The following is a 25,389-nucleotide window of genomic DNA, read 5'->3' on the forward strand; positions in this document are numbered from 1 at the left end:
GTCAGCCCAGCCAGTATTTGCCGGCGACCATCACCAGCTCGCCGGACGCCACGCCGAAAAAGATCGATCGCTTCGACGCCATGAAAACGGCAAGGCCGACCGCGACGGCGCCGTAGCGCAACTCGGCGGGGATAGTGGCCAGCGCGCCGGGCGGCAAGACCAGGATCTGCGCGATGACGCCGGCGAGGATCGCGGTCGCCACCGCCCTCACCCACACCAGCAATTCGGATTCCTCGTCGACGCCGCCGCCGAGCCAGAGGCCGAGCATGCGCCAGACTTCATTGGGCAGAAACCCTGCCAGCAGCAGCACGGCCAGCGCGTGCCAGTCTCCGATGAAGTCGCTCATCGCCGTCGCCACCAGTGGACACCATAAGCGATGGAGCCGGCCGAGACGCCGGAGATCATGATATCCACGCCGGTGTTGAGCAGCGAAACCAGCGGAAACAGCACCAGGCCGAGCACCAGCGCCACGACGTCGGACAATTGCTTGCAGTTGCGCGCGGTGGACAGCAGGAAGGCGAGAGGCGTCAGCAACAGGATGGCTGCGCCGAACAAAGGCGGCAGATTGGCCGCGAGGTGATAGCCGACCCAGGTCGCCAGCATCGCCTGCGCGACAAGGCCGGTGCCGAGCCCGTTGACGAAGGCGATGCGACGCTCGCGCGGCACCTGCGGCAGCAGGCGATAACATTCCACCCACAGCGTCACCGCGATGAAATGCGTCGGCAGGATCAGCCTGCGCTTCGGGGTGTCCGGTGTGCGCAGCATCGGCAGCACCGAGACGACCATCGGAAACAGCCGGATCGCGCTGACGCCCACGGCCAGCGCCGCCTGAACGACAGTGGCCCCGGAGCCGAGCGTCGAGATCAGAATGATCTGTGCCGGTCCGGCCCATACGAACAGCGTCGAGGCCAGCGCCCACAGCAGGCTGAAACGCGTGTCATGCGCGAGTGCGCCGATGCCGACATAGGTGGCGAACAGCACCAGCGTCAGGATCGTGGAAAAAATGGCACGCAGGCCGAGTGCATAGGCCTTTGCGCTGCCCTGCCAGTCCGTCGAGTCCAATGCCGGCAGTGCCACGAGCAACCTTTGCGATTTTTCCTACGCCGTCTCATGGGCGGCAAAGCCGGCCCCGGTCAAGCCGGCGATTTACCTTAAGAAACAGTTTACCGCGCCTCGGCTTCTCAAAGTGACGCTACCTGAGGTAGTTCTAGCGGTAACCTGGGGTGATGCCATGCTCGATCGACGCAGTACATTCCGCAGCCGAGTATATTATGGAGGGAGCGTCGCGTTCAACGAACGTCGCTCGAAACTTGACTGCACCATTCGCAATTACTCGGATCGCGGTGCCTTGGTCGATCTCGGCAACGTCGATCTTCTGGCGGGTGAATTCGATCTCACCATCCCTCACAAAGGCCTCGCCTTCCGGGCACGCCTGATATGGCGGCGCTCCGGTCGCGCGGGCTTTGCTTTTCGCGATCATCGAAGCGTCCCCACGCAGATGACGCTAAACTGGGCGTTGCGCGTTCGAGCCATGGAGCGCGCCAACAAGGCACTGACGCGACGCGTCGAGCAACTGAGCTGCGAGCGCTGATTTCAGCCCCGGTTGCGCAGCACCAGGCACGCCTGGCCGATGCGCTGGATCTGATGGCAGAGTGCGTCGGCGGCGGCCCGCGTGTCCTCGCCGATCCGCACCTGGTAGAACATCCGCGTGCCCCGGCTGCGCAACACCCCGCCGTGCAGATTGGGATCGCGATCGCCGATCAGCGGGCGCAGCCGCACCATGGCGCGGGCATAGCTTGCCAGCGCGCGGTCGCGGTTGAAGCCGGCGGCGAGCTGCACGCCCCACGCGCGCGCCTCGCCGAGTTTCACGCGAGCTTCGAGTTGCGTCACGAACGGATTGGGCGCGCGTTGCAGCAGCGCCATCAATTCGCGACAGCTCGAGCTGCGCGACCGCTCCGGCGCCCGGCCATTGCGACCAGCCGCCTGCCAGTCCTCGACCGTCGCACCGGTGATCGCGGAGACGTAGTTGCGGGTCTCGAACGGCATATAGCCTTTGCCGTCCAGCCATTCCTGCACGCGGCGCGGCCCGGCATTGTAGGCGGCGGCGGCGAGGCCGAGATTGCCGAATTGCGCGCGCAGCTCGCTGAGAAATTCCGCCGACTTCGGCAGCGCCTGCACCGGATCGAACGGATCCAGCAGCCGGCGCTCATTCGCGGTGCCCGGCATGAATTGCGCGATGCCCTGCGCGCGCTGACCGCTGCGGGTCACGGGACCGACGGCGTTGGATTGAAACCGGCTCTCCTGCCAGATCACGCGGGCAAAGAATTCCAGCGGCAGCTCGTTGGCGCGGGCGGCGGATTCGATCATCAGGCACATCGACTCGCGGGTGTCGGTCATGCGCGAAACATCCGGCGCCGCCGCCGGCATCATGCGATCCGCGCCGGGCTTGGCAAGTTCGCTTGACGGCAGTGCCTCCTGCGCCTGCGACGGCGTGCCAAGCATCATGGCGATGCAAAGAATGCGGCCAAGGATCGCAAGGGGGCGGTTCATCAAGTCCTGGGCTTCTTGACAGCGGGATCGCAGCCGATAGCTATGGATCAAATGCGGCGGAAGCGGGAGAGACGGCATGGACGAGACTGCGCAAGGCTTTGCAGCCGACGACGACGTGCCGATCCCCTATATGGCGCGTACCCGCGAGTATTATCGCGCGATCGGTTACGATACGCCTTACCGCTGGGCCCATCACAGTGACGCGCCGTTCCAGCCGCTGCAGAAGCCGCTGGCACAATCGCGCGTCGCCATCATCACCACGGCGGCGCCGTTCGATCCCGCGCGCGGCGATCAGGGTCCCGGTGCGGCGTATAATGGCGGCGCCAAATTCTATTCGGTGTATGACGGCGACAGCTCGCAGACGCACGACCTGCGCATCTCGCACATCGCCTATGACCGCGTGCACACGACCGCGACCGACAGCAATAGCTGGTTCCCGCTGCCCGCGCTGCATCGGCTTGCCGCGTCCGGGCGGATCGGCAAGATCGCGCCGCGCTTTTATGGTGCGCCGACCAACCGCAGCCACCGCGTCACCACGGAGACCGACGCGCCGGAGATTCTGGCGCGCTGCCGCGCCGACCGTGTCGATGTCGCCGTACTGGTGCCGAATTGCCCGGTCTGCCACCAGACCATCAGCCTGACCGCCCGGCATCTGGAGGCAAACGGCATCGCCACGGTGGTGATGGGCTGCGCCAAGGACATCGTCGAGCACGCCGCCGTGCCGCGCTTCCTGTTCAGCGATTTCCCGCTCGGCAATGCCGCCGGCCGACCGCACGACGCGGCATCGCAGGACTTCACCTTGGACCTGGCGATGCGCGTGCTGGAATCCGCGGTGGGACCGCAGACCACCGTGCAATCGCCGCTGCGCTGGGCTTTGGATGCCGCATGGAAGCGCGATTACAACAATGTCGCGCTGCTTTCGCCGGCTGAACTGGCGCGGCGCCGGGCCGAGTTCGACGCCCAAAAGGCCGTCGCCCGAACGCTGCGAGAGCCCGCGGCCTGATTCCAGACGCAGGACAATCCTGCGTTTACGTTAACAGCGCATCGAAGCCGCCTCGATCTTCCTTGCTGCGCGGAACTCGCTAGTGTCCCGTTCGAAACGGGGAACGCATCATGGACGAGCGGCGCAAAGGGATGCGTGATGGGGTGATCTTTGGCGGCATCGCGTCCAGCGATGCCAAGACGCCGAAAGAATGCGTGATACGCGATATTTCCGAGCGTGGCGCCCGGCTCGAATTCAAGAGCGGCGCGCGCTTGCCCAAGGACCGGATTCAGCTTGCGATCGCCCGCAAGGGCAAGTCGTTCCTGGCGAAAATCATCTGGTGGCGCGACAATATCGTCGGCGTCGCGTTCACCGATCCCGCCGACCAGGCGCTGCCGGAGTCGGATCTCGCGGAGCGGCTGCGCAAAAGCGAGAAGAAGAAACGCCAGTTGCAGCGCCGGATCAACGATCTGCTGGGGCAGTAATTGAAACTGTCGTTCCGGGGCGCGAGCGCATCAGCGCGAGCGAACCTCAGCCACTCCAATTGGAGCGGCGGGGAACCTCGATATGGCACGATGAACATTTCCAGATTCCGGGTTCGCTCGAGCTTCGCTCTCGCGCCACGGAATGACAGCTCAACTCAAACCAAAAAGGCCGGCGATTTCTCGCCAGCCTTTTCGTTTGACAGGCTTCGCGCTGCCTAGGCCTTCAAGGGCTCCTTCGCCGGACCCTTCGATCCGCCGGGACCGCCCGTTTTCGGCTTGCGCGCGGTGGCGCGCTTGCCCGGCAGCTTCTCGGGCTTCGGCGTCACCGGGCCATCGACATATTCGAAGCCGATGCGCTCCTGCGCGACACCGAGCACGGCCTCGTCGGAAACCAGCACCACGCGGACGTGGCCGCCGTCCTTCAGCTTGCCGAACAGCAGTTCATCGGCCAGCGGCTTCTTGATGTGCTCCTGGATCACGCGGCCCATCGGACGCGCGCCCATCTGCTCGTCATAGCCGTGCGTGACCAGCCAGGCCTTGGCGGGCTCGGACAGTTCGATCGTGACATCGCGGTCGGCCAGTTGGGCCTCGAGCTGCAGCACGAACTTCTCCACCACCATGCCGATCACGTCCGCATTGAGATGCGCGAACGAGACGATGGCATCGAGACGATTGCGGAATTCCGGCGCAAACTGCCGGTTGATCGCCTCGTGGTCCTCGCCTTCCCGCTTGCTGCGCGTGAAGCCGAAGGCCGCCTTCGCCATGTCGGCGGCGCCGGCATTGGTGGTCATGATCAAAATCACGTTGCGGAAGTTGACCTGCTTACCGTTGTGGTCGGTCAGCCTGCCGTGATCCATGATCTGCAGCAGCACGTTGTACAGATCGGGATGCGCCTTCTCGATTTCGTCGAGCAGCACCACGCAATGCGGATGCTGGTCGACGCCGTCGGTCAAAAGGCCGCCCTGGTCGAAGCCGACATAGCCGGGAGGCGCGCCGATCAGGCGCGATACCGTATGCCGCTCCATGTATTCGGACATGTCGAAGCGGATCAGCTCGACGCCGAGCGAGGCAGCGAGTTGCTTGGCCACTTCGGTCTTGCCGACGCCGGTCGGGCCCGAGAACAAATAGGAGCCGATCGGCTTCTCCGGTTCACGCAAGCCGGCACGCGCCAGCTTGATCGATGCCGACAAGGCCTCGATGGCGTTGTCCTGCCCGAACACCACGCGCTTCAGCGTGGTCTCGAGATGACGCAGCACCTCGGCATCGTCCTTCGACACGCTCTTGGGCGGGATCCGCGCCATCGTCGCGATCGTGGTCTCGATCTCCTTGATGCCGATCGTCTTCTTGCGCTTGTTCTCGGCCACCAGCATCTGCGCCGCACCCGACTCATCGATCACGTCGATGGCCTTGTCCGGCAGCTTGCGGTCGTGGATATAGCGCGACGACAATTGCACCGCCGCCTCGATCGCCTCGTTGGTGTATTTGAGCTTGTGATAGTCCTCGAAATACGGCTTCAGGCCCTTCAGGATCGCGATCGCATCCTCGATGGTCGGCTCGTTGACGTCGATCTTCTGGAACCGGCGCACCAAGGCGCGGTCCTTCTCGAAGTGCTGACGGTATTCCTTGTAAGTGGTCGAGCCCATGCAGCGAATACCGCCTGAAGCCAGGGCAGGCTTGAGCAGATTCGAAGCATCCATCGCGCCACCGGAGGTGGCGCCGGCGCCGATCACGGTATGGATCTCGTCGATGAACAGGATCGCATTCGGATGCGCCTCGAGTTCCTTGAGCACCTGCTTCAGGCGTTCCTCGAAGTCGCCGCGGTAGCGCGTGCCGGCCAGCAGCGTGCCCATGTCCAGCGAGAACACGGTGGCCGCCGCCAGCACTTCCGGCACGTCGGAATCGACGATCCGCTTGGCCAGGCCTTCGGCGATCGCGGTCTTGCCGACACCGGCTTCGCCGACGAACAGCGGATTGTTCTTCTGGCGACGGCACAGCACCTGGATCGCACGGTTGATCTCGGCACTGCGTCCGATCACCGGGTCGATCTTGCCGTCCCGCGCCTTCTTGTTGAGGTTGACGCAATAGGTATCGAGCGCCTCGCCCTTCTTCTTGGACTCGTCGCCGCCCTTGGCCGTCTCGGTTTCCTCGTCGACGCCGCGCACCGGGCGGGCTTCGGAAACGCCCGGACGCTTGGCGATGCCGTGGCTGATGTAATTGACCGCGTCGTAGCGCGTCATGTCCTGCTCCTGCAGGAAATACGCGGCGTGGCTCTCCCGCTCGGCGAAGATCGCGATCAGCACGTTGGCGCCGGTCACTTCCTCGCGGCCGGACGACTGCACATGGATCACCGCGCGCTGGATCACGCGCTGGAAACCGGCGGTCGGCTTGGCGTCGTCGGCGCCGTCCGTCACCAGGTTTTCGAATTCGGTTTCGAGATAGTTCACCAGGCTGGTGCGCAGCTTGTCGAGATCGACGCTGCAGGCCCGCATAACTGCCGACGCGTCGGAATCATCCACCAGCGACAGCAGCAGATGTTCCAGCGTGGCGTATTGGTGATGACGCTCATTCGCAATCGAGAGAGCGCGATGCAGCGATTGTTCGAGGCTTTGTGAAAAAGTTGGCATTCCGCGTCCTCTTTGGCCCCCATCATCATGATGGGCGTTGCCGCCTCAGGCAACAAGAACCTTTCTCACATATAGGTATGCAAGCTTGTGGCGAAAGGTCGGTTCCGTTGGCGTGTCGTTTTGCCCGCAGCCGGCAAGCTTCCTGCGCCGGCATCGTCGATGCGGTGCCGGCCCACAGGCCATCCCGCAGGCGCCTGCCTGAAACAATACAAATCCCGTTCCCGTTCGGGGACTCAAATCGAAGCAACCGGCAGAGGTTACTTCTTTTCCATCACGCATTGCAAAGGATGCTGGTGCTTGCGGGCGAAGTCCATCACCTGCGTCACCTTGGTCTCGGCGATTTCGTAGGTGAACACGCCGCACTCGCCGATACCGTGGTGGTGGACATGCAACATGATTTCGGTCGCCGCCTCGACGTTTTTCTGGAAGAATTTTTCCAGCGCGTGAACGACGAATTCCATCGGCGTGTAGTCATCGTTCAGGATCAGCACCCGGTAGAGATTGGGGCGCTTGCTCTTCGGCTTTACCTTGGTGATGACCGATGCGTTCGGCCCACCGGGCGTTCCCGACCGGTTATCCTCGCCGGCCATCCGAACGGGATCTGAGGCGGCCATCGGCGGGCCCAACGGATTTAATTCTGAGGTTATCTGCAACATGGCGTGTCGTCGAAATCTCCGAAGGAGTGGGCGGCACCGTCGCAGCCCGAAATGGCAGCGCCTTGTCGGCCGGCCGACGAAACGAATATGGGTTTCGTACCGGCTCTCTGCAAGCATACCCGACCACCGCCAGCGGCAAAACCCCGGGGACCCCGTTCACCCCCGGTTAACGTTCAAGGCCAAACGACCACAACCTTTTGGATAAATAGAGGGCTTTTTTACGAAATCCCGGGGCAGGATTTACCGTCTGTTTAACCGCAGCCTGCGACATCTCCGTATCTTCAATCGCGGCGGTATTCATGTCTAACCGATCGACGTCACGTCTGGCCCGGAATTTCCTGCAGCGTTTCCTGCCTGCGGAAGGCGGCAATGTTGCCGTCATGTTCGCCATCGTGCTCGCCCCCCTGCTCGGCTTTGTCGGCGCCGCCGTGGATTATACCCGCGCCTCCTCGGCCCGGTCCTCCATGCAGGTGGCGCTGGATTCGGCAGCGCTGATGGTCTCCAAGGACCTCGCGGTGACGCCCAGCATGACGGCCGCGGACATCACGGCCAAGGCCAGCGTCTATTTCAACGCGCTGTACACCAACCCGAACGCACCGGCGATCACGGTTTCCGCCGTCTACACCCCCAACACCGGCAAAGGGGCGACCGTTCAGGTCTCGGGCGCCGGATCGGTACCAACCGAATTCATGAACGTGGTCGGCTTCCCGCGTCTCGCCATCAATTCGTCATCGACCACCACCTGGGGAAATGCCCGCATGCGGGTCGCGATGGCGCTGGACAATACCGGCTCGATGAACCAGGACGGCAAGCTGCCCGCGCTCAAGACGGCGGCGAAAAGCCTGGTCGACCAGCTCAGCGCGCTCTCCAAGACCAATGGCGACGTCTACATCTCCGTCGTCCCCTTCGCCAAGGACGTCAATATGGGCGCCAGCAACTATAACGCCAGCTGGATCGACTGGACTGACTGGGAGGCCGAAGCGCCGGACCTCAACACCTCGGCCAAGAAGCCGAGCAACTGGTCGCAGATCGGGCCAGGTTCGTCGTGCCCCTGGTCGATGAACTACGACGGCTTCACCTGCATGGCCAGCGGCACCAGCACCAGCGTCGTCAGCAGCATCCCGTCGAGCGGATTGATTTGCCCTGGCGCCGACAGGTCGAGCTACCAATACGCCTATCATTACCTGATCAACGGTTGCTACACGAGCGTCGCCTCCAGTACGACCGTCACCGTCAGTTCGGGATATTATGCGAGCTGCAACGGCTTCTCGAGCGCCTGCACATGCAGCGGCAACAACAATAGCAAGGTCTGCAAGCAGCCGACCTACACCCACGTCTGGACGCCGAACAACCGGAATACATGGAGCGGCTGCATCGCAGACCGTACCCAGGATTACGACACCAAGAACAGCGCGCCGGTTACGGGCACGACGGCATCACTATTCCCCGCCGAGCAGTATTACGAGAACCAGGATTCCTATTGTGCGCCCGGCAACTCGCCGCTCCTGCAGACGGTGACGCCGCTGAGCTATGACTGGAGCACGCTGAAATCCGGCATTGATGCCATGCAGGGCACCGGCGGCACCAACCAGCCAATCGGCATGGCGCTGGCGTGGCAGTCTCTGGGCCAGACGGCACCGTTCAATGCCCCCGCCGAGGAGGTAAACTATACCTATGTGAAGGCGATCATCCTGCTGTCGGACGGTCTCAACACGGAAAACCGCTGGCCGGAATATGGCAATGGCAGCTCGCAGACCGGCACCATGATCGACGACCGCCAGAAGACCTTGTGCGACAACATCAAGGCGGCGGGCGTTACGATCTACACGATTCAGGTCAATACGGGATCGCCGGCCGACCCGACGTCCAGTGTGCTGCAATACTGCGCCAGCAATAGCGGCAATTTCTATCTGGTCACCGCGGCGTCACAGACCGTGACGGCGTTCAACTCGATCTACAACTCGCTGTCGCAACTGCGCGTCGCGAAGTAGCGCACGCGCCAACTAAAACGCCCGGCCATCCGGCCGGGCGTTTTGATAAAGCGTGGTGACGGTTCAGCGGGCGGGCGTCATCTTGGCGATGAAACCTTCGAACGGCTTGCTGGCCTGCTTGGCGAGGTCGGCATAAAGTTCGCTGATCTTGTGCGATTCCGCGACAAACGCCTCGTAGGACGACTTGGCGTATTCGGTCTGCGCCTCGATCGCCTTGTCGAGCGACCTGACGCCCGACAGCCTGGTGACGAAGGCATTGCCGTCTTCATAGGATTTCTTGGTGTAATCGCTGACGGCGGAGGCGATCGCCTGCGCGCTGGTCTGCATGGTGGCGGCCGAGGCGACGACGCTGTCGAACTGTTCCTTGCCGTATTTCTGCATTTCTTCGACGTTGATCATGGTGGATCCCTTTCCAGACTGACAAGTCAGCCGTTTCCGGTCGCCCGGCCTCTGACTACGCCCATGTATATCGCACCGCACAATCCAGTCAAATGTTATTGTGCACTGCACAACATTAATATTGAGCACAAATGCGCGGCTGCCCTGCAAGAGTTGCTTAACCTTTTGGAAACTCGCCGGTCCTAACCTCATTCCTTGGAGTGCTGCGTTCGGCTGAGAGGCCAATAACCGCATGGACACAATCTCTTAGCTGAAACGACAGTGACCGCGACACGGTCGAGAGAGTGTTCAGGCGCAGCGCGTGAACGGCGACGCATCATGGATCGTGGGCTTAATTTAGCCTCACGGACCGGTGATGAGACGGAAGATCGGGACGGGGAAGTTCATGCTTCGCACAACTTTGGCTTCATCGCGCACGCTGCGGATTTGCGCGCTCGGACTGGCCACGCTCATTGCGACCATCGCCCTCACCACCGATCCCGCCGATGCCAGGCGTCGCCATCGCTCCGGCCACCGTGTCGCCACCGGCGGCGGCTATAGCCCGGCGTTCGCCTCGATCATGGTCGATGGCAACACGGGCGCGGTCCTGTCCGCCAACAATCCTGACGCCTTGCGACACCCGGCCTCGCTGACCAAGATCATGACGCTTTATCTGCTGTTCGAGAAACTTGAATCCGGCAAGATGACGCTCGATACCGAAATGGATGTTTCGAAATACGCGTCCGAGCAGGCGCCGACCAAGCTCGGCCTGCGCCCCGGCCAGACGCTGCGCGTCGAAGACGCCATCAAGGGCCTGGTGACGCGTTCGGCCAATGATGCTTCCGTGGTGATCGCCGAAGCCATCGCCGGCGACGAGGACGATTTTGCCAAGCTGATGACGCGCAAGGCGCGCGCGTTGGGCATGAGCCGCACCGTCTACCGCAATGCCAACGGCTTGCCGAACGACGAGCAGGTTACCACGGCCCGCGACCAGTCGACGCTCGGCCGCGCGATCCAGGACCGCTTCCCGCGCTATTATCGCTACTTTGCGACCAGCGCCTTCGCTTGGCGCGGCAGCGTGATCCGCAACCATAACCGCCTGATCGGCAGCGTCGAAGGCGTCGACGGCATCAAGACCGGCTACACCCGCGCCTCTGGTTTCAACCTGGTGTCCTCGATGCGCCGCGGCAACCGCCATCTGGTCGGCGTCGTGCTCGGAGGCCGCTCCGGTGGTTCGCGCGACAACATCATGCGCAACCTGCTGGCCGAAAATTTCGAAAAGGGCGGCACGCGCCGCACCGTTGCCGCTATCACCGAACGCAATCCGAACGAGGCCGCGAGCGAGGTCGCCGAAGCGCAGGCCGATGCGCGCCCGACGCAGATGAAGCAGGTCAACGGCGCCGTGCAGGTCGCCTCCGCCGCGCCCGAGACGATCGAGACGCCGGTCCGCGCAGCTCCCCCCGTGGTCGTGAAGCCATCGGTGATGGCGGCGGCAACCGCAGCCTTGCCGGCGCCGCGCAAGCCGGAGCCGGCCATGCTCAGCAGCGGCGTCATCGAAGGCGCACCGCTGGCGCTGATCCCGGGCTCGTCCGATCCGATGAAGCCGGTGCGGGTCAAGACCGTGCAGGTCAAGTCCGGCCAGTTCAAGACGGCCTCGGCCGCCCCGGAAGCCCCGCCCGTCACCAATACCGTGACACGCAACGAAGCCGGCCGCAGCGCGGAAACCTCGAACTCGCTGTACCAGCGCTCGGAGATGCCGCGCCAGCCCGCCAATTTCGGCACCGGCCAGGGCATTCTCGGCGTGCTGCCCGCCAACCATGCACAGAACCAGGCGATGGCCTATGCCGAGCCGGCCCCCGCGCCGCGCAACGCCCCGGTGACCCAGGCGCTGCAGCAGAACGGCGCCATCAAGCCGGTGATCGCTACGCATAGCGGCTGGATCATCCAGGTCGGCGCGCTCGACAGCGAAGGCGAGGCCAAGTTGCGCCTCGACGCCGCCCGTGAACAGGCCCGCGGCCTGCTCGGCAAGGCCGATCCGTTCACCGAGACGGTGGTGTCGAAGGGCGACAAGAAGCTGTACCGCGCCCGCTTCGCCGGCCTCGACAAGGATCAGGCGGAAGCGGTCTGCAAGACCCTGAAGCGCTCCGAGATCTCCTGCATCACCATCAAGAACTGAGCGCAGAAACCCTTCATTTACCTTGTTTGGATGGCCGGGACGATGTCCCGGCCATCTTGCGTTTCACGGTAAACAAATCGGGCCCACGCAAACCTCTCGTCAAGACTTCGCGGCTAGAACGGAGGCAAGGGATGATCGACCACGCCGGACAACGGCGGGCGATGGGGCGTCCTGCAGAGACCAGAAGCTCAGAACAGCGTTGTTAGCGTTCGGAGTTAGTTGCGATGCGTGCGAAGCAGAGTGTCCTTGGCCTCGTTTACCCGAGCCGCGAGGTACGTCGAGCCCCCCTGGTCGGGATGCAGTTTCTTCATGAGCGACCGATGCGCGTGGCTGATTTCCTCGCGCCCCGCCCCCGGCTGCAGGCCAAGGATCTGATAGGCCTCCTCGTCCGTCATTTTGCCGCTCGACGCCGCGCGGTCGTGCCGCCCTGCCCCGTCAGGCTGCGCGTCCTGACGCCAGGCGGGAAACCTGCGGTCCAGATACGATTCAAGTAACGCCACGCTCTCGGCATCGGAGCCGGCCATCAATGAGGCCAGCTGCGGCAGGTCGAACGCCTCCAGCGACTGGCCGGCGTGGGGCCCTGCGAGAATGACGCCGGTCAGTGCGCCGCTGTCATGGTCGAGCGTCATCTCGAGATAAGGCGAGCGGACCTGCGAGGTCTGCCCGGCCGACTTGGCCCCTCGCCCACCGAACATCCCGCCGATATTGCTGAAACCGGCGGTGCCGAACGGCGACCAGCCGAGCAGCCCGGCGCCAAAAATGCCGAGCGGGATCGCCACCGCGAGTTCCCCCTTGATGCCGGTAAAAGCCGCCACCGCCAGCGCCACCACGCCGCCGCCGATCTTGACGCCGCGCGCCAGAATCGCCGGGTTCGCCGCGCGAAACATCTGCAGCAGCATGTAAATGACGAATACGGCGAGCGCGCCGGCGATCAGAGTAGGCATAGGGCATAGATAGGCGGTTGCGGGCCGAAGCGAAAGCTGTGCGCTACTTCATCTGTCCGAGCAGCTTTGCCGCACCCGGCGCGGTCTGCGACAGCCGCATCAGGGCCGCCCGGCCGCCGGCGGCGTAGGCCGCCACCGCCCGCAACAGCTCGCGCAACTGCGCGGCAGCGCCCGGATCGAACCGGCACCACGCCCCGCCCGTCAATCGCGCGATCTCGCGAAACGCCTGCTCGGCCGCGGGGTCATGGCCCTCCTGGAACATGAAGACCGGCACCTTGAGCAGGCCGAGCTCGCCGGCGCGGGCGCAGAGCTCATCGACCGATTCCTCCATCGCGTCGCCGACGAACACCAGCGCGCGGACGCCCGAGGCCACCGCCTCGCGCCGGGTCTCGGACAACACCTTGCCGATCTGGGTCTGGCCGCCCTGGCAACTGATCCGGCCCATCAGCCGCGCCAGCTCGGCAGAGTCCGAAATCCAGCCCGTGGCGCGGCACTCCGCCATGCCGCGGAAATAGACCAGCCGGATGTCGAGGCTGCCCACCGAGGCGGCCTCGCGGAACATGTCGGCCTGCAGCGCGCAGGCCATGTCCCAGGTCGGCTGCCGGCTCATCGTAGCATCCAGCGCAAACACCAGCCGCCCGCGCCCGCCGGCCTGCGGCGCCATCGCTTTGGCCTTGGCGACGAACGCGGCGATGTCGGCAGCGGCCGACGGCCGGGCCGTCAGGGCGTCAGTGGCGGATTTGGGGATGGTTGGGTCGCGGGACATGGGGCTCGCTGCGCACATTGCTTTGTCTATGTGGCGAGTGCAGGTGACCCGGTCAATGGCGTGCGTCGACACGTCCTATTTCGAACTTTGCCTGTCCTGTGCCTGGTGAAAGATGGCCAAGACGCGCAGCTCATCCGACGACTCGAATACTTCGTAAACGACAAGGTACGGTGTTTTCGGAACGATCCATTCTCGAGTGCCGGGGTCATTGCCGGGACGACCGCTGTCGGGGAAGTCGGTCAACCTTTCGATACTCGCATACAATCGCCAGACCACTTTGCCTGCGACGGCCGGTGTCTCATAAGCGATCCAACGGTAAATCTTTGCAATATCAGCGAGCGCCCGATCGTCTTAGGAGATCCGCATCTCCGGCGATCAGGAAACGAGACGCCGGATAAATTCGCGAGCTTGCTCGTTCGATACCAATACCTGGTCCGGGTCGGAACGGCGACGTCTTACCTCGGCGAGTTGATCATCGCTCAAGAGCGAATTGTGCCGGCTCGCAAGATAGTGGATCAACGCCCCTGCTGCCCCATCCTGTTCGGACGGCGGCAGCTTGCGCACTTCGATGAGAGCTTCTTCAAGGAGCTTGGACATTTCGAAAGTTTAGCAGAAAACGACGGGAAGTGAACCGTCTCAGTTCACGCCCGGTCGATACTGCGCGACCTGGCCCTGCGCAGGATCGGCGGCACTGCTCAGCGGCGTCGGCGCGGCCGCCTTCGGCTTCTTCACCACCGGCAGCTTGTTGTCGTCCTCAAGGAACTTGTCGAGCAGGCCCTGAATCTTGCTCTTCAACACGTCGGGACCGCGGTCGCTCATGTCGGTATGCTGCGCCCCGGTATCGACCACCGTGATGCCGAGCTTCTCGCACATGTCGGCATCCGGCACGACGCCGGGATCGGGCTTGAACACCGCGTCCTGCGAGCGGAACGACAGGATCTTGGTCTTGCCGTCGGTCATGAACGGAACGCGCAGATTATCCAGCGTCACGACCTTGCGCACTTCGTCCGGATGCATCTTGGCGAAGTACATCGAGATGTCGCCGCCATTGGAATGGCCGACCATCGTCAGGTGATCGTAATCGGAATTCGGCTGGATCTTCTTCAGCTCGGAGATCGCGAACATGATGTTCTCGACGCCGCGCTTATAGACCGGCAGCCGGCCGACATAGAGCTCGCCGGCCTTGGTCACCAGCGGCGCATCCGTCGCGAGATCGTGCTGGATGCTCACGACCATGTAACCGCGCGCGGCGAACACGTTGGCGAGGAAAGAGTACTCAGTAAATTTGACGGTGTTGCCGTGGTTGAGGATGGCGACCGGCAGCGTCAGCATGCCGGCATTGGCCTGCATTTCCTTGTCGCGGCGAACGGCCACGTCGATCTCGACCGGGCGGTCGCGAACCTTGTCGTAGAACGTCAGCGTCTCATGGCGGATCGCCCACTTGCTCGCGGTGAAATACGCGACGGTGGTCAGTACGCAAACTGAAAGCAGGATAAGAATTCCGCGCTTCATGTTGGTCCCTAGTGGCGTTCGCCGGCTACGGTAAGTTAGGTGACAGACTCTCCGATGGCTTTTTCAATATATATGTCACAGCGCGATGACAGGAAGGTCAAAATGTGTGATTTGCCCGCCATAACATTGTGCGCCGCATCCTTTTATTGTGCATCTGCTCAATGGCGACGTCATTAATTACAGACAATTCTAACGACTATTTTAGTCTCCCGGCAGGGATGGACCTCCCAAATCGGGCATCATAACAACGGTATCCGCCCTCACGGGTTCCTGTTGGCAGAATGCCGGTCCTGTTGGCGGTAGTCGTGCCGCCCCCGCGTTTGATAGGTTGGCAGCGGCCCCGCAGCCGACTCACTGCCATTTCCAGGATCGCGTCCCCAATGCCCCGCTCTCCCCTGATCGCCCGCACCCTGCCCGCCCTCCGCCGCGCTTTGGAGGGGCTTCGCGCGCGCAAGGCGACGGTGGCGCTGGTGCCGACCATGGGCGCGCTGCACGACGGTCACATCGCTTTGGTGCGGCTGGCGAAGCGCCGCGCCAGCCGCGTCGTCGTCTCGATCTTCGTCAATCCCGCGCAATTCGCCCCCAATGAGGATTTCGGCGCCTACCCCCGTACCTGGAAGGCCGATCTAGCCAAACTCGCCGCCGAGGGCGTCGACCTGGTGTGGAATCCCGACGTGAAGACGATGTACCCGGAAGGCTTCGCCACCAAGATCCTCACCGAGGGGCCGGCGACCACTGGGCTCGAGGACCGCTTCCGCCCGCATTTCTTCGGCGGCGTGACCACCGTGGTCGGCAAGCTGTTCACCCAGACCCGGCCCGACATGGCGTTCTTCGGCGAGAAGGATTTTCAGCAGCTGAAGGTGGTGACAAGGATTGCGCGGGACCTTGACCTCGGCGTCAAGGTCACCGGCGCGCCCACGGTGCGCGAACGCGACGGCCTCGCGATGTCCTCGCGAAATGTCTATCTCAGCGCCGAGCAGCGCGCCGCCGCCCCGGTGCTGTACCGCTCGCTGAAGGACGCGGCCAGGCGGTTGAAAGCCGGCGATGACATCAAGGCGACGATGAAAGCGGCGGCCGACGCTATCACCGAGGGCGGCTTCGCGCTCGACTATGTGGAAGCCCGCCACGCCGAATCGCTGGCGCCCGTCGCCTCGCTCAAGGACGGCCCGCTGCGCCTGCTGGTCGCCGCGAAAATCGGCAACACGCGATTGATCGACAATGTCGGCGTGTAGCCCGGATGACAATCCGGGGCCGACCCATCCGCATCCCGGCTGTCCCCGGACGGCGTCACCGCGCGCGATGCGCGCGGTGACTTATCCGGGCTATGCGTCCTGCTTCGCCACCTGCTCGCGCGGCTGGTAGATCGCGACATGCTGGCAATGCGCCACCGGCGTGGTGCCGTTGGCGACGATCAGCGCGTCCAACTCGACGAAGCGATGCCCCTTCTTCTCGTAATTCGCGGTGACGCGCGCGCGGGCCACCAGCTCATCGTCGAGCCTCGCCGGCGCCAAGAGCTGCATCCGGCTGCCGACATGGATCCACGGCCCCAGGATGGCATTGTCGACCAGCACCTTGTTCATGATTCGCTGCAGCACGCCGGGATGCGTCATGCCTTCGCGCGCATAGATCGGATCGGCCTCGCGGATCTCGTCGAGATATTCCGCGGCGGCGTCCTGCGGCCAGCAGCGCGGCGCGCTGCCGAGCCATTTGGCCACTTCGTAGGAACGCGCATCCACCGGCGCCCGCACCGCCGCCGGCTCGACCTCCGGATAATCCGCCAGCGCGAAAGCCGGCAGCCGCGCCGTCAGCGACGCCAAGCCTGTGGCGCGGACGTCGCCGCCCTCGACCTGCAACGCCAGCCCCTCGCCGTCCGGCTCGGCCGTGACCAGCACCGTCTCGCCGTCATAGACCGGCCGGGTGAAGCGCGCCTCGATCAGCCCGCGTTCCAGGAACGCGCGGCCCCAGGCCTCGACCGCCGGATGGATCATATAGGCCAGCACGTCGACGCCGGGCACCAGAGCGCCGCTGAAGCCGAATTTCTGCGCCACGCGATCGTCATGCATCTTGTTTTCCGACGCCTTGGCGGTGTTGAACGCCTCCACGCGGTACGGTTCCAGCCGTTTGGTCATGTTTTCTCCCGAAGCTGCGAGCTTGAGCGTTCGCTGTTGCCCGGGATGGTACGCATCGCCGACGCCAGCGCAAGGGCGACGATCCGACTGACGGCTTCTCCGAGAGCCGATGCTGGATCACTGCAATAAGCCTGGAAGATCTGTTCAAGGCGGCGGAGGCTCTTATTCCGTAATCTTGAGCGAAGAATATGACGCACCTTTTGGCCCCCATTGCGAGCACCGCGCAGAGTTATGCCAGCAACCAAAAGAACCAACCGTAGGGCGCGCCGACAACGGCTGATGAGAAAAAAGAAACCGCAATTAGCGGGATCGTTGCATGACGAACGGCCGAGATGCCCTTCCAATACGCCCAGATAATCGGCGCTGTCCAAGCCCCGATCAAGAGCACCAACATTAACAATCCAAATTGATCTCCTATCCTACGAAGCTACGGCGCTTGCGCGCTCGTGGGCAACGAAAGCGCAACACTTCTTATGTCGAAATCAATAAATTCAAAGGCGACTAGGCGCTCGCCGTCATCAGGAAACGGCGGAGTGATTGGCGACCGTGACGGCTGCTGTAGCCGCCATTTTAGCCTGGCGCGCTCATGGACAATGATCGCTGATACGTCGGACGACGCAGCAAATCCGGAAGCCTAGTAATAGCCCACATGAGCGCAGCGATATGCGGGGCCTAAAGACCAGCAAACGTGGAGTTACATTGCCCATCCGGCCTAAGCTGACTGATCGTACTGGTGCCAGTGAGGCCTGTTATCAAGATGAAGTTGCGACGATGTCGCTTGCAAGTCCCAATCGAAGCAACTTAAACTATTCCGACGCGCCAGTTCCATTCACAAAGGACCAACTAATGGCTTTAACGACTAAGGCGACAACTCGACAACGACTTGCGACTGAGTTGGCACTACGCCTTGAAATGCGCGGCCTGAAGCGACGAAATTCAAAGCTAGCTCGTAACGAACACGATTCCGATTGGTGCCACTTGGCAACTTGGACTAATTCCGGCGGGACTTTCGACATCTATGCATTTTTCGGGAAGTTTCTAGGTAAAGGTGACGTCGTTTGGATCGGATTTGGCTCATCTCAGAGTCTGACTCATAATGAATTCGTTTGATTTCAGGCTTTTGCAAGCCGTCTTATAAGGACGCGAATGTGAGCGACGAACGCCCAGGCAACGGCGCTGGCGATTGTGGTCTCGAAGTCCTTTGCCAATCTGCGGCAGCGACCGAGCCATCCGAACGTTCGTTCGACGACCCATCGGCGCGGTAGGATTTCGAAGCCCTGCTCCCTGTCGGATCGTTTTATGATTTCTATCGTCCAATTGCCGATGCGCTTCAAAGCTTGACGCAGCTTATCTCCGGCATAGCCACCATCGGCAAAAATATGGCGCAGCCACGGATAGCGATAACGTATCGAAGCAAGAACGCACGGGGCACCATCACGGTCCTGAATGCTGGCTTCGTGCACGACCAGCCCGACCAAGTTTCCTTGCGTGTCGGTGACGATGTGGCGCTTGCGGCCCTTGATTTTCTTACCTGCATCATAGCCCCGGGGGCCGCCGCTTTCCGTGGTTTTCACCGACTGGCTGTCAATCACTCCGGCCGTTGGGCTCGCCTCTCGGCCAGCCGCCTCGCGCGAGGCCATCACGAGCGTGTAGTTCAGCGACGCAAACAGTCCGCCGCGCGACCACGCGTAGAAATAGCCCTGCACCGTCGAGTAGGGCGGGAAATCCTTGGGCAACTGCCGCCATTGGCAGCCGGTCGACGCAATATACAGGATCGCATCCATCACCGTTCGCATATCTGTCGCACGCGGGCGACCGAGCGCCGAAGCAGGCGGCAGAAGCGGCTCCATCACAAACCACTCGGCATCCGTCGTATCGCTTTCATATCGCAAGCTCGCCCGCCTATAGTGTCGGCGGGTGATTTCAGTCCAGACCATCGTGCTCTCCCTCGAATCTTCGCAAATCCGAAGGAATCACAACTGGCTGAAATCACTCAGCTTCTTTTTCAGTCAGCCTCTTAGACAACGAATTCTCGAAGTCTAGCGAAATTGAAATTAAATCGAGCGACAATAGAAATAAGGCGCTTCAAAAGGCCATCTTTTGGCTGCGACATGGAAAGGCAGCAGATAAGCTTCGGGAACATCATGCCCTGATATTAAAGCAGGGGATATTCATGTCGGCAGACATCAAGGCAAGGTTCGTGGCGATTGGAGACCTAAGTTGGGACGCGCTTAGTGAGCATCGCATTAAATACGAACTTGAGGAGTATGGAGAGCGGCCACAACGTGATGCGCTTGAAAGGGTGGGCAATAGACTTCTCAATGAGCTTGAGACTATTATCCGCGATCGGCTGTGGAGCGACGTAAGAGCAGCATAGCCGCCAGAGGGTGTGGCGGTCTGGACGCTGCCGGCCGGACCCTTCAGGATAATCTCATGTGCAACCTGTATTCCCTGACCAAAGGCCAGGCCGCGATCCGTGCCCTGTTCCATGTTGACCGCGACAGCGCCGGCAACCTGCCGCCGATGCCCGGTATCTTTCCGGACTATCCGGCGCCGATCGTGCGCAATACTGCCGACGGCCGCGAACTCGCTCTGGCGAGGTGGGGCATGCCGTCCTCGTCAAAAGCGCTGTTCGACGCGACCAGCAAACGGGCGGCGAAACTCGAGGCGAAGGGCAAGCAGGTCGATTTCAACGAGCTGCTGCGGCTGGAGCCCGACAAGGGCACCACCAACATCCGCAATGTCACCAGCCGGCACTGGAAGCCGTGGCTCGGCGTCGAGCACCGCTGCCTCGTGCCGATGTCGTCCTTCAGCGAATTCAACAGGGATGCCGGCGGCGACATCTGGTTCGCGCTCGACGAAAGCCGCCCGCTGGTCTGCTTCGCGGGCCTGTGGACCAACTGGACATCCGTCCGCAAGGTGCGCGAGGGCGCGGTGACGGCTGACCTCTTTGGCTTCCTGACCACCGAGCCGAACGCCGAGGTCGGCGCCGTGCATCCCAAGGCGATGCCGGTGATCCTGACGACACCCGACGAGGTCGACACCTGGCTGCGGGCACCGTGGGAGGAAGCAAAAATTCTGCAGCGCAAGCTGCCGGACGGCGCGCTAACAATCATGGCACGCGGCGTCAAGAAGGACGGCGATGCCGCGGCGGAATGACGACGAATGGTCCCGGCGGTTACCGCGGAATGGACTGACCAGTGGACCTAATTAGGCGACTGGCCTTGCCGGCTTCGGTCGAGATATCGACGTGATGGCGATTCCGATGGGAAGACCAGTCCGGCCGCATTGATCGATCATGTCGGCGCCTAGCTGCGGATGTCAGTCCGGAGCAACACACCAGTCGCTCTGCTAAACTGAGATGTTCCAGTAAGCGAGGACCGCCTTTACTTCCGCTCGCGGGTAGAAGCTTCCGGCATGGCTGAGATCATGTCGGATGCCCGCTTTGCGCTTTCGCGCGGCAGCTTCGATGCTTGCGGTCATCGAAACTACACCCAGCGGCAGTTTTTCGGCGGGCGTTCGGGGCCAGCTGGTCGGATAGGCGCTCCAGTCTGCCCAAGCATCGAGCGCTGTGTTTGTCGCCAGCAAATTATCGTGGTCGCATTGCCAGCCATAGAGGTTACGCGCGCAGATGCGCAGCATTGCCTTTATCTCTGGCATTGTATCGGTAAAGGCTTTCAGTGGCGTCGGCAGCAGTACCATATTGCCCACACAGGAGTAGAAGCGCCGGTCCATTACGACAACATTCGAGAGCTGGTAAGTCGGATCGTCGATGCCCCAGATATGGCAGCAAGACCAGTTTGGCCGAAGTCTCTTTTTCAGACCAAGCGCAAGAGTAAGAGCTTCATTTGCGTTCACATTTCCTTCGAACTTATGCACCGAGTTGCCAGTTTCCCGGTTCCTGTTCATTTGCGGCTCCGACCAGTTGCCCTTGTAAAAAGGCGTGCGACGCGCATGCTCGGGAAACCAGACGGGCAAAAGCTTGAAGGTTTCAGGGGCCACCCATCTTGCGGTGCGCTCAATGTAGCTAGCAATGTCCCGCAAACTCATTACGTTACGCAGCGCATCTAGACCGTCTGAAATCTCCGACATTCCCCCCCCCCCCGACAAATTTGAAACCACAGGCGTATCCTACAGCGCGCTTCATCAGTTTGAATGATCAGCTTTTCACTACAGCAGCGCATCGATGCCCTTGCGCTGGATCATGCTGAGAAGCTTGAGGGTCGCCCCTTCGGGCTGCTTCAATCCCCGCTCCAGTTGCGATACGTACCCGGGCGAGATGTTCAGCACTTGCGCGAAAACACCCTGGCTCATTCGCGCGCGCTCTCGCATGGCACGAATCTGCTCGGCCGAAATCGCCTCGATCTCGCCAATCGCATGACTGCTCTTTAGATGCCGCATTGTGATCTTTTCATAGCCTGCGCGATCCATGAGATCGGCTTCGAGCATATCCCGCGCCGTCTCAAGCAACACCGAGTCGATACTGTCCGGATCTTCATCAGGCCGAACGGCCGCATGAACCTTGCGTGGGCGACGCGCCTCATACATCCCCGTTGCAGCCTTTCGCTTTGTCACCGGCGCCCGACCTGGTTTAGCTGCTGCTTTTCTCACGTTGCACCTCCAGAATTCTGCCTTCAGCCTTGGCCTTGTCGATGGCCTCGTCAGAGGCCTTCAACCAGGCGCGCGCCAATTCCCGGAACGAGACGAGTTGATTGTCGTCGATTGTCCTGGTCACTCTTGGCGAACAGATACATGAACACCGACCTCGTTTCCGAGTGGAAAGCCAGGATCACGCGAAACCCGCCCGATTTCCCCGCGCCAGGGCGCGCGACCCTTTGCTTGATGATGCCGCCTCCCAAGTCGGCCTCCACCAGACCGCGCGCCGCGTCGTCCACGGCCTTGATGAGACTGGCATCCACAACATCATGGTGACGCGCGAGCCGGGCAAATGCCTTGGTCTTGAAAATCCGCACGAAGCCGATCCCTAACACTGGGTGTTATAGCGCGGAGCGGCGCCAAGTTCAAGATTATCGGCAGGCCGCGTGGCGATGACAATCGGCGAGACACGGATGCCGAGACACGGATGCGAGGCATTGCGGAACGCCGGGCTTCGGACCGCGCTGACAAGAGCATATTGACAATTATCCTATCTAGGACTATTAGCTCCCTCGTCCCGTTCGCGAGGGGGCGCTTCATGAGGCGTCTTGGAGCGGAGCGGGACGCGGCGCCTGCGGGCGCGGGGACAACGTATCCCCGCGCACTCGGGAGGCCCGGGTCACCGTCCGGCCCCACTACGGGGGTCTGCCGCTCTTTGTCGGCTGGACGCGGGATAGGCGGCGGCGGGAAACCGCCGGGTGGACGGGCGCGTTGCCCCAGACCACGCCACGTCCCCGGAAGCACGGTCCCGGCGCCTGAAGACGCCGCGGTGGCGCGCTCACAGGCGTCGCGGTTCGCAGCGATGCGGATCGCGTCACCCAGCACCACCCTTAGCGCCTGTCGGCGCGCCGCCTCCCCTCGTGGTTCGAGGGGATTTTCCGGCAAAACTCGGGCTCCTGGAGCCGCGAGACCGCGGAGGCATGTCGCATGGCGTTCTGTCTGAATTCGGGGTCGGAGGGGTGCAACCGCACCCCGGCGCCGGGTTTCCGGCAGGCTTCGGCCGCCCGTCGGGGCGGTTCGGCCGGTTTCGCCACGATTCCTCCCGAAAGCTGCGATATGTTTTGTTCGCAGGTGCACAAGATGATACGCCTTGCAGCAGCCAGCGTACGGTCGCCTGTCCGGTGCCGGCTCCCCCGCAAACCGATGACCGACCCGAGCACCCGCGCCCCCGTGAGCACCCGAATCTACATCGATGCCGACGCCTGCCCGGTCAAGGACGAGATCTATCGCGTCGCCGCGCGCTTTGGCCTGCCGGTCAGCGTGGTGGCCGGCCAGTTCATCCGGATACCGCTGGATCCCTCGATCGAGCGGATCGCGGCGGGTTCCGGCATGGACGCCGCCGACGACTGGATTGCGGAACGCGCCGGAAAAGGCGATATCGTGATCACGTCCGATGTCCCGCTGGCCAGCCGCTGCGTCAAGGCCGGCGCCGAGGTGCTGGCGCCGAACGGCAAGCCGTTCTCGGAGGCCTCGATCGGGATGACCCTCGCCGTGCGCAACCTGATGACCGATCTGCGGTCGTCGGGCGAAGTCACCGGCGGTCCCAAATCATTCTCGCCGCGCGACCGCTCGGCGTTCCTCTCCGCGCTGGATCAAACGATCCGCCGCATCCAGCGCGCGCCGGCCGTTGCGCCCGCGCCGAAACCAGATTGAACGGAATTCATGGCTCCCCCGCTGATCCAGCTCAAAGAAATCAACCTGACCTTCGGCGGCACCCCGCTGCTGAACGGCGTCGAACTGTCGGTGTCGCAGGGCGAGCGCGTCTGCCTGATCGGCCGCAACGGCTCCGGCAAGTCGACGCTGCTGAAGATCGTCGCCGGCCTGGTCGACTACGACAAGGGCAGCCGCTTCGTGCAGCCCGGCGCCACCGTGCAATACCTGCCGCAGGAGCCGGACTTCACCGGCTTCGCCACCACGCTCGCCTATGTCGAGGCAGGCATGGGCGCCGGCGACGACCATTACCAGGCGATGTACCTGCTGGAGCAGCTTGGTCTGACCGGTGAGGAAGATCCCTCGAACCTCTCCGGCGGCGAAGCGCGCCGCACGGCGCTGGCCCGCGTGCTGGCGCCCGAGCCCGACATTTTGCTGCTCGACGAGCCGACCAACCATCTCGACCTCACCACCATCGAATGGCTGGAAGGCGAACTGGCCTCGCGGCGCTGCGCGCTGGTCATCATCAGCCATGACCGCCGCTTCCTCTCGAATCTGTCGCGTGCCACCGCCTGGCTCGACCGCGGCCAGATCAAGCAGATCGACCGCGGCTTCTCCGCCTTCGAACAATGGCGCGACGATATTCTGGCCGAAGAAGAGCGCGACCAGCACAAGCTCGACCGCAAGATCGTCAACGAGGAGCACTGGCTGCGCCACGGCGTCTCCGGCCGCCGCAAGCGCAACGTCAAGCGCCTCGCCGGCCTGCACGATCTGCGCGCGCAGCGGCAGGATTATCGCGGCGTCACGGGGAGCGCCAACCTCGCGGCGTCGGAGGCCGACAAGTCCGGCAAGCTGATCGTCGAAGCCAAGGGCATCTGCCGCACCTATGGCGACCGCAAGATCGTCGACGACTTCTCGATCCGCATCCAGCGCGGCGACCGCATCGGCGTCGTCGGCCCGAACGGCGCCGGCAAGACCACGATGATCAACATGCTGACCGGCGGCGAAGCCCCCGACTCCGGCACCATCCGGTTCGGCGCCAATATCGAGATGGCGACGCTCGACCAGCACCGCGAAAGCCTGTCGCCGAAAACGACCTTGGCCGAAGCCCTCACCGGCGGCCGCGGCGACCACGTCATGGTCAACGGCACGCCGAAGCACGTCGTCAGCTACATGAAGGACTTTTTGTTCTCGCAGGAGCAGATGCGAACCCCGCTGGAGGTTCTCTCCGGCGGCGAACGCGGCCGCTTGATGCTGGCCCGCGCGCTGGCCAAGCCGTCGAACGTGCTGGTCCTGGACGAGCCGACCAACGATCTCGATCTCGAAACCCTCGACGTGCTCGAGGACATGCTCGGTGACTATGAAGGCACCGTGATCCTGATCAGCCATGACCGCGACTTCCTCGATCGCGTCGTGACCTCGGTGATCGTGCCGGAAGGCAACGGCAAGTGGACCGAATATGCCGGCGGCTACACCGACATGCTGGCGCAGCGCGGCGCCGACCTGAAGCGCGAGAAGGCGACGACCGCGGCGGTCGAAACCGGCAAAAGCAGCGGCAACGGCAAGTCCGCCCCCGCCAAGCCGGCGGCGAAGAAGAAAATGAACTTCAAGGACAAGCACCTGCTCGACACGCTGCCGAAGGCGATCGCCAGTTTCCAGGCCGACATCGCCAAGCAGCAGCGGCATCTCGACGATCCCAACCTCTACAAGAAGGATCGCAAGAAGTTCGACACCGTGTCCGCGGCGCTGTCCGCCGCGCAGAAGGGTCTGGCCGAGTCCGAGGAAAAGTGGCTGGAGCTGGAGACGCTGCGCGAAGAGATCGAGAACGCCTGAGCCACATTCGTCATTCCGGGGCGCGGGCGGCGCCAGCCGAACGCGAACCCGGAATCC

The 25,389-nt window shown here is 62.8% G+C and carries 26 protein-coding genes and 1 pseudogene; 10 read left to right on the top strand and 17 right to left on the bottom strand.

From position 1 onward, the window contains the following. Position 1 precedes the first annotated feature (1 nt). On the bottom strand, positions 2 to 346 hold the full coding sequence (locus FNL56_RS17700; RefSeq protein WP_143574192.1) for an AzlD domain-containing protein: 345 nt from the start codon (positions 344 to 346) through the stop codon (positions 2 to 4). Then, entirely contained in the window at positions 343 to 1,077 is a 735-nt protein-coding gene (locus tag FNL56_RS17705; RefSeq protein WP_143576222.1) for an AzlC family ABC transporter permease, read from the bottom strand. The genes FNL56_RS17700 and FNL56_RS17705 overlap by 4 nt, the downstream gene beginning before the upstream one ends. Before the next feature lie 154 nt (positions 1,078 to 1,231). On the opposite strand from FNL56_RS17705, the gene FNL56_RS17710 reads away from it, so the two are divergent. Further along, on the top strand, positions 1,232 to 1,591 hold the full coding sequence (locus FNL56_RS17710) for a PilZ domain-containing protein (RefSeq protein ID WP_143574193.1): 360 nt from the start codon (positions 1,232 to 1,234) through the stop codon (positions 1,589 to 1,591). A gap of 2 nt (positions 1,592 to 1,593) precedes the next feature. Here the strand turns inward: FNL56_RS17710 and FNL56_RS17715 are convergent, their stop codons facing one another. Continuing rightward, the gene (locus tag FNL56_RS17715; RefSeq protein ID WP_246661556.1) at positions 1,594 to 2,430 is read right to left on the bottom strand and encodes a lytic transglycosylase domain-containing protein; all 837 of its coding nucleotides are present in this window, start codon (positions 2,428 to 2,430) and stop codon (positions 1,594 to 1,596) included. A gap of 196 nt (positions 2,431 to 2,626) precedes the next feature. Between FNL56_RS17715 and FNL56_RS17720 the strand changes: the two genes are divergently transcribed. Continuing rightward, the gene (locus FNL56_RS17720; RefSeq protein ID WP_143574195.1) at positions 2,627 to 3,553 is read left to right on the top strand and encodes a glycine/sarcosine/betaine reductase selenoprotein B family protein; all 927 of its coding nucleotides are present in this window, start codon (positions 2,627 to 2,629) and stop codon (positions 3,551 to 3,553) included. Positions 3,554 to 3,663: 110 nt separating this feature from the next. Continuing rightward, positions 3,664 to 4,017: a PilZ domain-containing protein gene (locus FNL56_RS17725; protein WP_143574196.1), complete on the top strand. Its 354-nt coding sequence runs from the start codon at positions 3,664 to 3,666 to the stop codon at positions 4,015 to 4,017. Positions 4,018 to 4,232: 215 nt separating this feature from the next. Here the strand turns inward: FNL56_RS17725 and clpA are convergent, their stop codons facing one another. Further along, positions 4,233 to 6,641, bottom strand: a complete 2,409-nt coding sequence (clpA, locus tag FNL56_RS17730) for an ATP-dependent Clp protease ATP-binding subunit ClpA (RefSeq protein ID WP_143574197.1) — start codon at positions 6,639 to 6,641, stop codon at positions 4,233 to 4,235. A 257-nt stretch (positions 6,642 to 6,898) separates the two neighbouring features. Further along, complete coding sequence (gene clpS, locus FNL56_RS17735) at positions 6,899 to 7,231, bottom strand: ATP-dependent Clp protease adapter ClpS (protein ID WP_168204711.1); 333 nt, start codon at positions 7,229 to 7,231, stop codon at positions 6,899 to 6,901. Between the two features lie 365 nt (positions 7,232 to 7,596). On the opposite strand from clpS, the gene FNL56_RS17740 reads away from it, so the two are divergent. Next, positions 7,597 to 9,288 carry a pilus assembly protein gene (locus FNL56_RS17740; RefSeq protein WP_143582206.1) on the top strand — a complete coding sequence of 564 codons (1,692 nt, stop codon included), beginning with the start codon at positions 7,597 to 7,599 and terminating at the stop codon, positions 9,286 to 9,288. Between the two features lie 63 nt (positions 9,289 to 9,351). Here FNL56_RS17740 and FNL56_RS17745 read toward each other — a convergent pair whose 3' ends face one another. Beyond that, positions 9,352 to 9,687: a phasin family protein gene (locus tag FNL56_RS17745; RefSeq protein ID WP_143574200.1), complete on the bottom strand. Its 336-nt coding sequence runs from the start codon at positions 9,685 to 9,687 to the stop codon at positions 9,352 to 9,354. Positions 9,688 to 10,072: 385 nt separating this feature from the next. On the opposite strand from FNL56_RS17745, the gene FNL56_RS17750 reads away from it, so the two are divergent. Beyond that, complete coding sequence (locus FNL56_RS17750) at positions 10,073 to 11,842, top strand: D-alanyl-D-alanine carboxypeptidase (RefSeq protein ID WP_143574201.1); 1,770 nt, start codon at positions 10,073 to 10,075, stop codon at positions 11,840 to 11,842. A 215-nt stretch (positions 11,843 to 12,057) separates the two neighbouring features. Here FNL56_RS17750 and FNL56_RS17755 read toward each other — a convergent pair whose 3' ends face one another. The 5 genes and pseudogenes from FNL56_RS17755 to FNL56_RS17775 form a co-directional block, all read right to left on the bottom strand. After that, entirely contained in the window at positions 12,058 to 12,786 is a 729-nt protein-coding gene (locus tag FNL56_RS17755) for a DnaJ domain-containing protein (protein ID WP_143582207.1), read from the bottom strand. Positions 12,787 to 12,829: 43 nt separating this feature from the next. After that, entirely contained in the window at positions 12,830 to 13,552 is a 723-nt protein-coding gene (locus FNL56_RS17760) for a VWA domain-containing protein (RefSeq protein WP_143574203.1), read from the bottom strand. Between the two features lie 75 nt (positions 13,553 to 13,627). Next, positions 13,628 to 13,888: pseudogene (locus tag FNL56_RS17765) on the bottom strand (type II toxin-antitoxin system RelE/ParE family toxin); the annotation flags it as partial. A gap of 39 nt (positions 13,889 to 13,927) precedes the next feature. Further along, complete coding sequence (locus FNL56_RS17770) at positions 13,928 to 14,149, bottom strand: hypothetical protein (protein ID WP_143574204.1); 222 nt, start codon at positions 14,147 to 14,149, stop codon at positions 13,928 to 13,930. A gap of 39 nt (positions 14,150 to 14,188) precedes the next feature. Beyond that, positions 14,189 to 15,064 (bottom strand): alpha/beta fold hydrolase, encoded by an 876-nt coding sequence (locus tag FNL56_RS17775; RefSeq protein ID WP_143574205.1) that lies wholly within the window; start codon positions 15,062 to 15,064, stop codon positions 14,189 to 14,191. A 380-nt stretch (positions 15,065 to 15,444) separates the two neighbouring features. Here FNL56_RS17775 and panC point away from each other — a divergent pair, with 380 nt between their 5' ends. Further along, positions 15,445 to 16,296, top strand: coding sequence for a pantoate--beta-alanine ligase (gene panC / locus FNL56_RS17780; protein ID WP_143582208.1), 852 nt, complete (start codon positions 15,445 to 15,447; stop codon positions 16,294 to 16,296). A 90-nt stretch (positions 16,297 to 16,386) separates the two neighbouring features. Here panC and FNL56_RS17785 read toward each other — a convergent pair whose 3' ends face one another. From FNL56_RS17785 to FNL56_RS17795, 3 genes are all read right to left on the bottom strand, one after another. Further along, positions 16,387 to 17,193 (bottom strand): MaoC/PaaZ C-terminal domain-containing protein, encoded by an 807-nt coding sequence (locus FNL56_RS17785; protein ID WP_143574207.1) that lies wholly within the window; start codon positions 17,191 to 17,193, stop codon positions 16,387 to 16,389. Next, positions 17,190 to 17,564: a hypothetical protein gene (locus tag FNL56_RS17790; protein WP_143574208.1), complete on the bottom strand. Its 375-nt coding sequence runs from the start codon at positions 17,562 to 17,564 to the stop codon at positions 17,190 to 17,192. Before FNL56_RS17790 ends, FNL56_RS17785 begins: the two co-directional genes overlap by 4 nt. A gap of 741 nt (positions 17,565 to 18,305) precedes the next feature. Further along, positions 18,306 to 19,130: an IS5 family transposase gene (locus FNL56_RS17795; RefSeq protein WP_143577461.1), complete on the bottom strand. Its 825-nt coding sequence runs from the start codon at positions 19,128 to 19,130 to the stop codon at positions 18,306 to 18,308. 236 nt (positions 19,131 to 19,366) lie between these two features. Here FNL56_RS17795 and FNL56_RS17800 point away from each other — a divergent pair, with 236 nt between their 5' ends. Together FNL56_RS17800 and FNL56_RS17805 are read left to right on the top strand one after the other, a co-directional pair. Further along, entirely contained in the window at positions 19,367 to 19,570 is a 204-nt protein-coding gene (locus FNL56_RS17800) for a hypothetical protein (protein WP_143578046.1), read from the top strand. Positions 19,571 to 19,626: 56 nt separating this feature from the next. Continuing rightward, the gene (locus tag FNL56_RS17805) at positions 19,627 to 20,352 is read left to right on the top strand and encodes an SOS response-associated peptidase (protein ID WP_143574211.1); all 726 of its coding nucleotides are present in this window, start codon (positions 19,627 to 19,629) and stop codon (positions 20,350 to 20,352) included. 192 nt (positions 20,353 to 20,544) lie between these two features. Here the strand turns inward: FNL56_RS17805 and FNL56_RS17810 are convergent, their stop codons facing one another. The 3 genes from FNL56_RS17810 to FNL56_RS17820 form a co-directional block, all read right to left on the bottom strand. After that, on the bottom strand, positions 20,545 to 21,285 hold the full coding sequence (locus tag FNL56_RS17810; RefSeq protein ID WP_143574212.1) for a hypothetical protein: 741 nt from the start codon (positions 21,283 to 21,285) through the stop codon (positions 20,545 to 20,547). A gap of 78 nt (positions 21,286 to 21,363) precedes the next feature. Further along, entirely contained in the window at positions 21,364 to 21,804 is a 441-nt protein-coding gene (locus FNL56_RS17815) for a helix-turn-helix domain-containing protein (protein WP_246661588.1), read from the bottom strand. Between the two features lie 50 nt (positions 21,805 to 21,854). Further along, positions 21,855 to 22,166: a type II toxin-antitoxin system RelE/ParE family toxin gene (locus FNL56_RS17820; protein ID WP_246660699.1), complete on the bottom strand. Its 312-nt coding sequence runs from the start codon at positions 22,164 to 22,166 to the stop codon at positions 21,855 to 21,857. An 826-nt stretch (positions 22,167 to 22,992) separates the two neighbouring features. Here FNL56_RS17820 and FNL56_RS17825 point away from each other — a divergent pair. Both FNL56_RS17825 and FNL56_RS17830 read left to right on the top strand, forming a co-directional pair. Next, entirely contained in the window at positions 22,993 to 23,502 is a 510-nt protein-coding gene (locus FNL56_RS17825; protein WP_143574213.1) for a YaiI/YqxD family protein, read from the top strand. Between the two features lie 9 nt (positions 23,503 to 23,511). Continuing rightward, positions 23,512 to 25,332 (top strand): ABC-F family ATP-binding cassette domain-containing protein, encoded by a 1,821-nt coding sequence (locus FNL56_RS17830; protein WP_143574214.1) that lies wholly within the window; start codon positions 23,512 to 23,514, stop codon positions 25,330 to 25,332. Positions 25,333 to 25,389 lie beyond the last annotated feature (57 nt).

This window comes from Tardiphaga sp. vice304 (assembly GCF_007018905.1).
GTDB lineage: Bacteria > Pseudomonadota > Alphaproteobacteria > Rhizobiales > Xanthobacteraceae > Tardiphaga.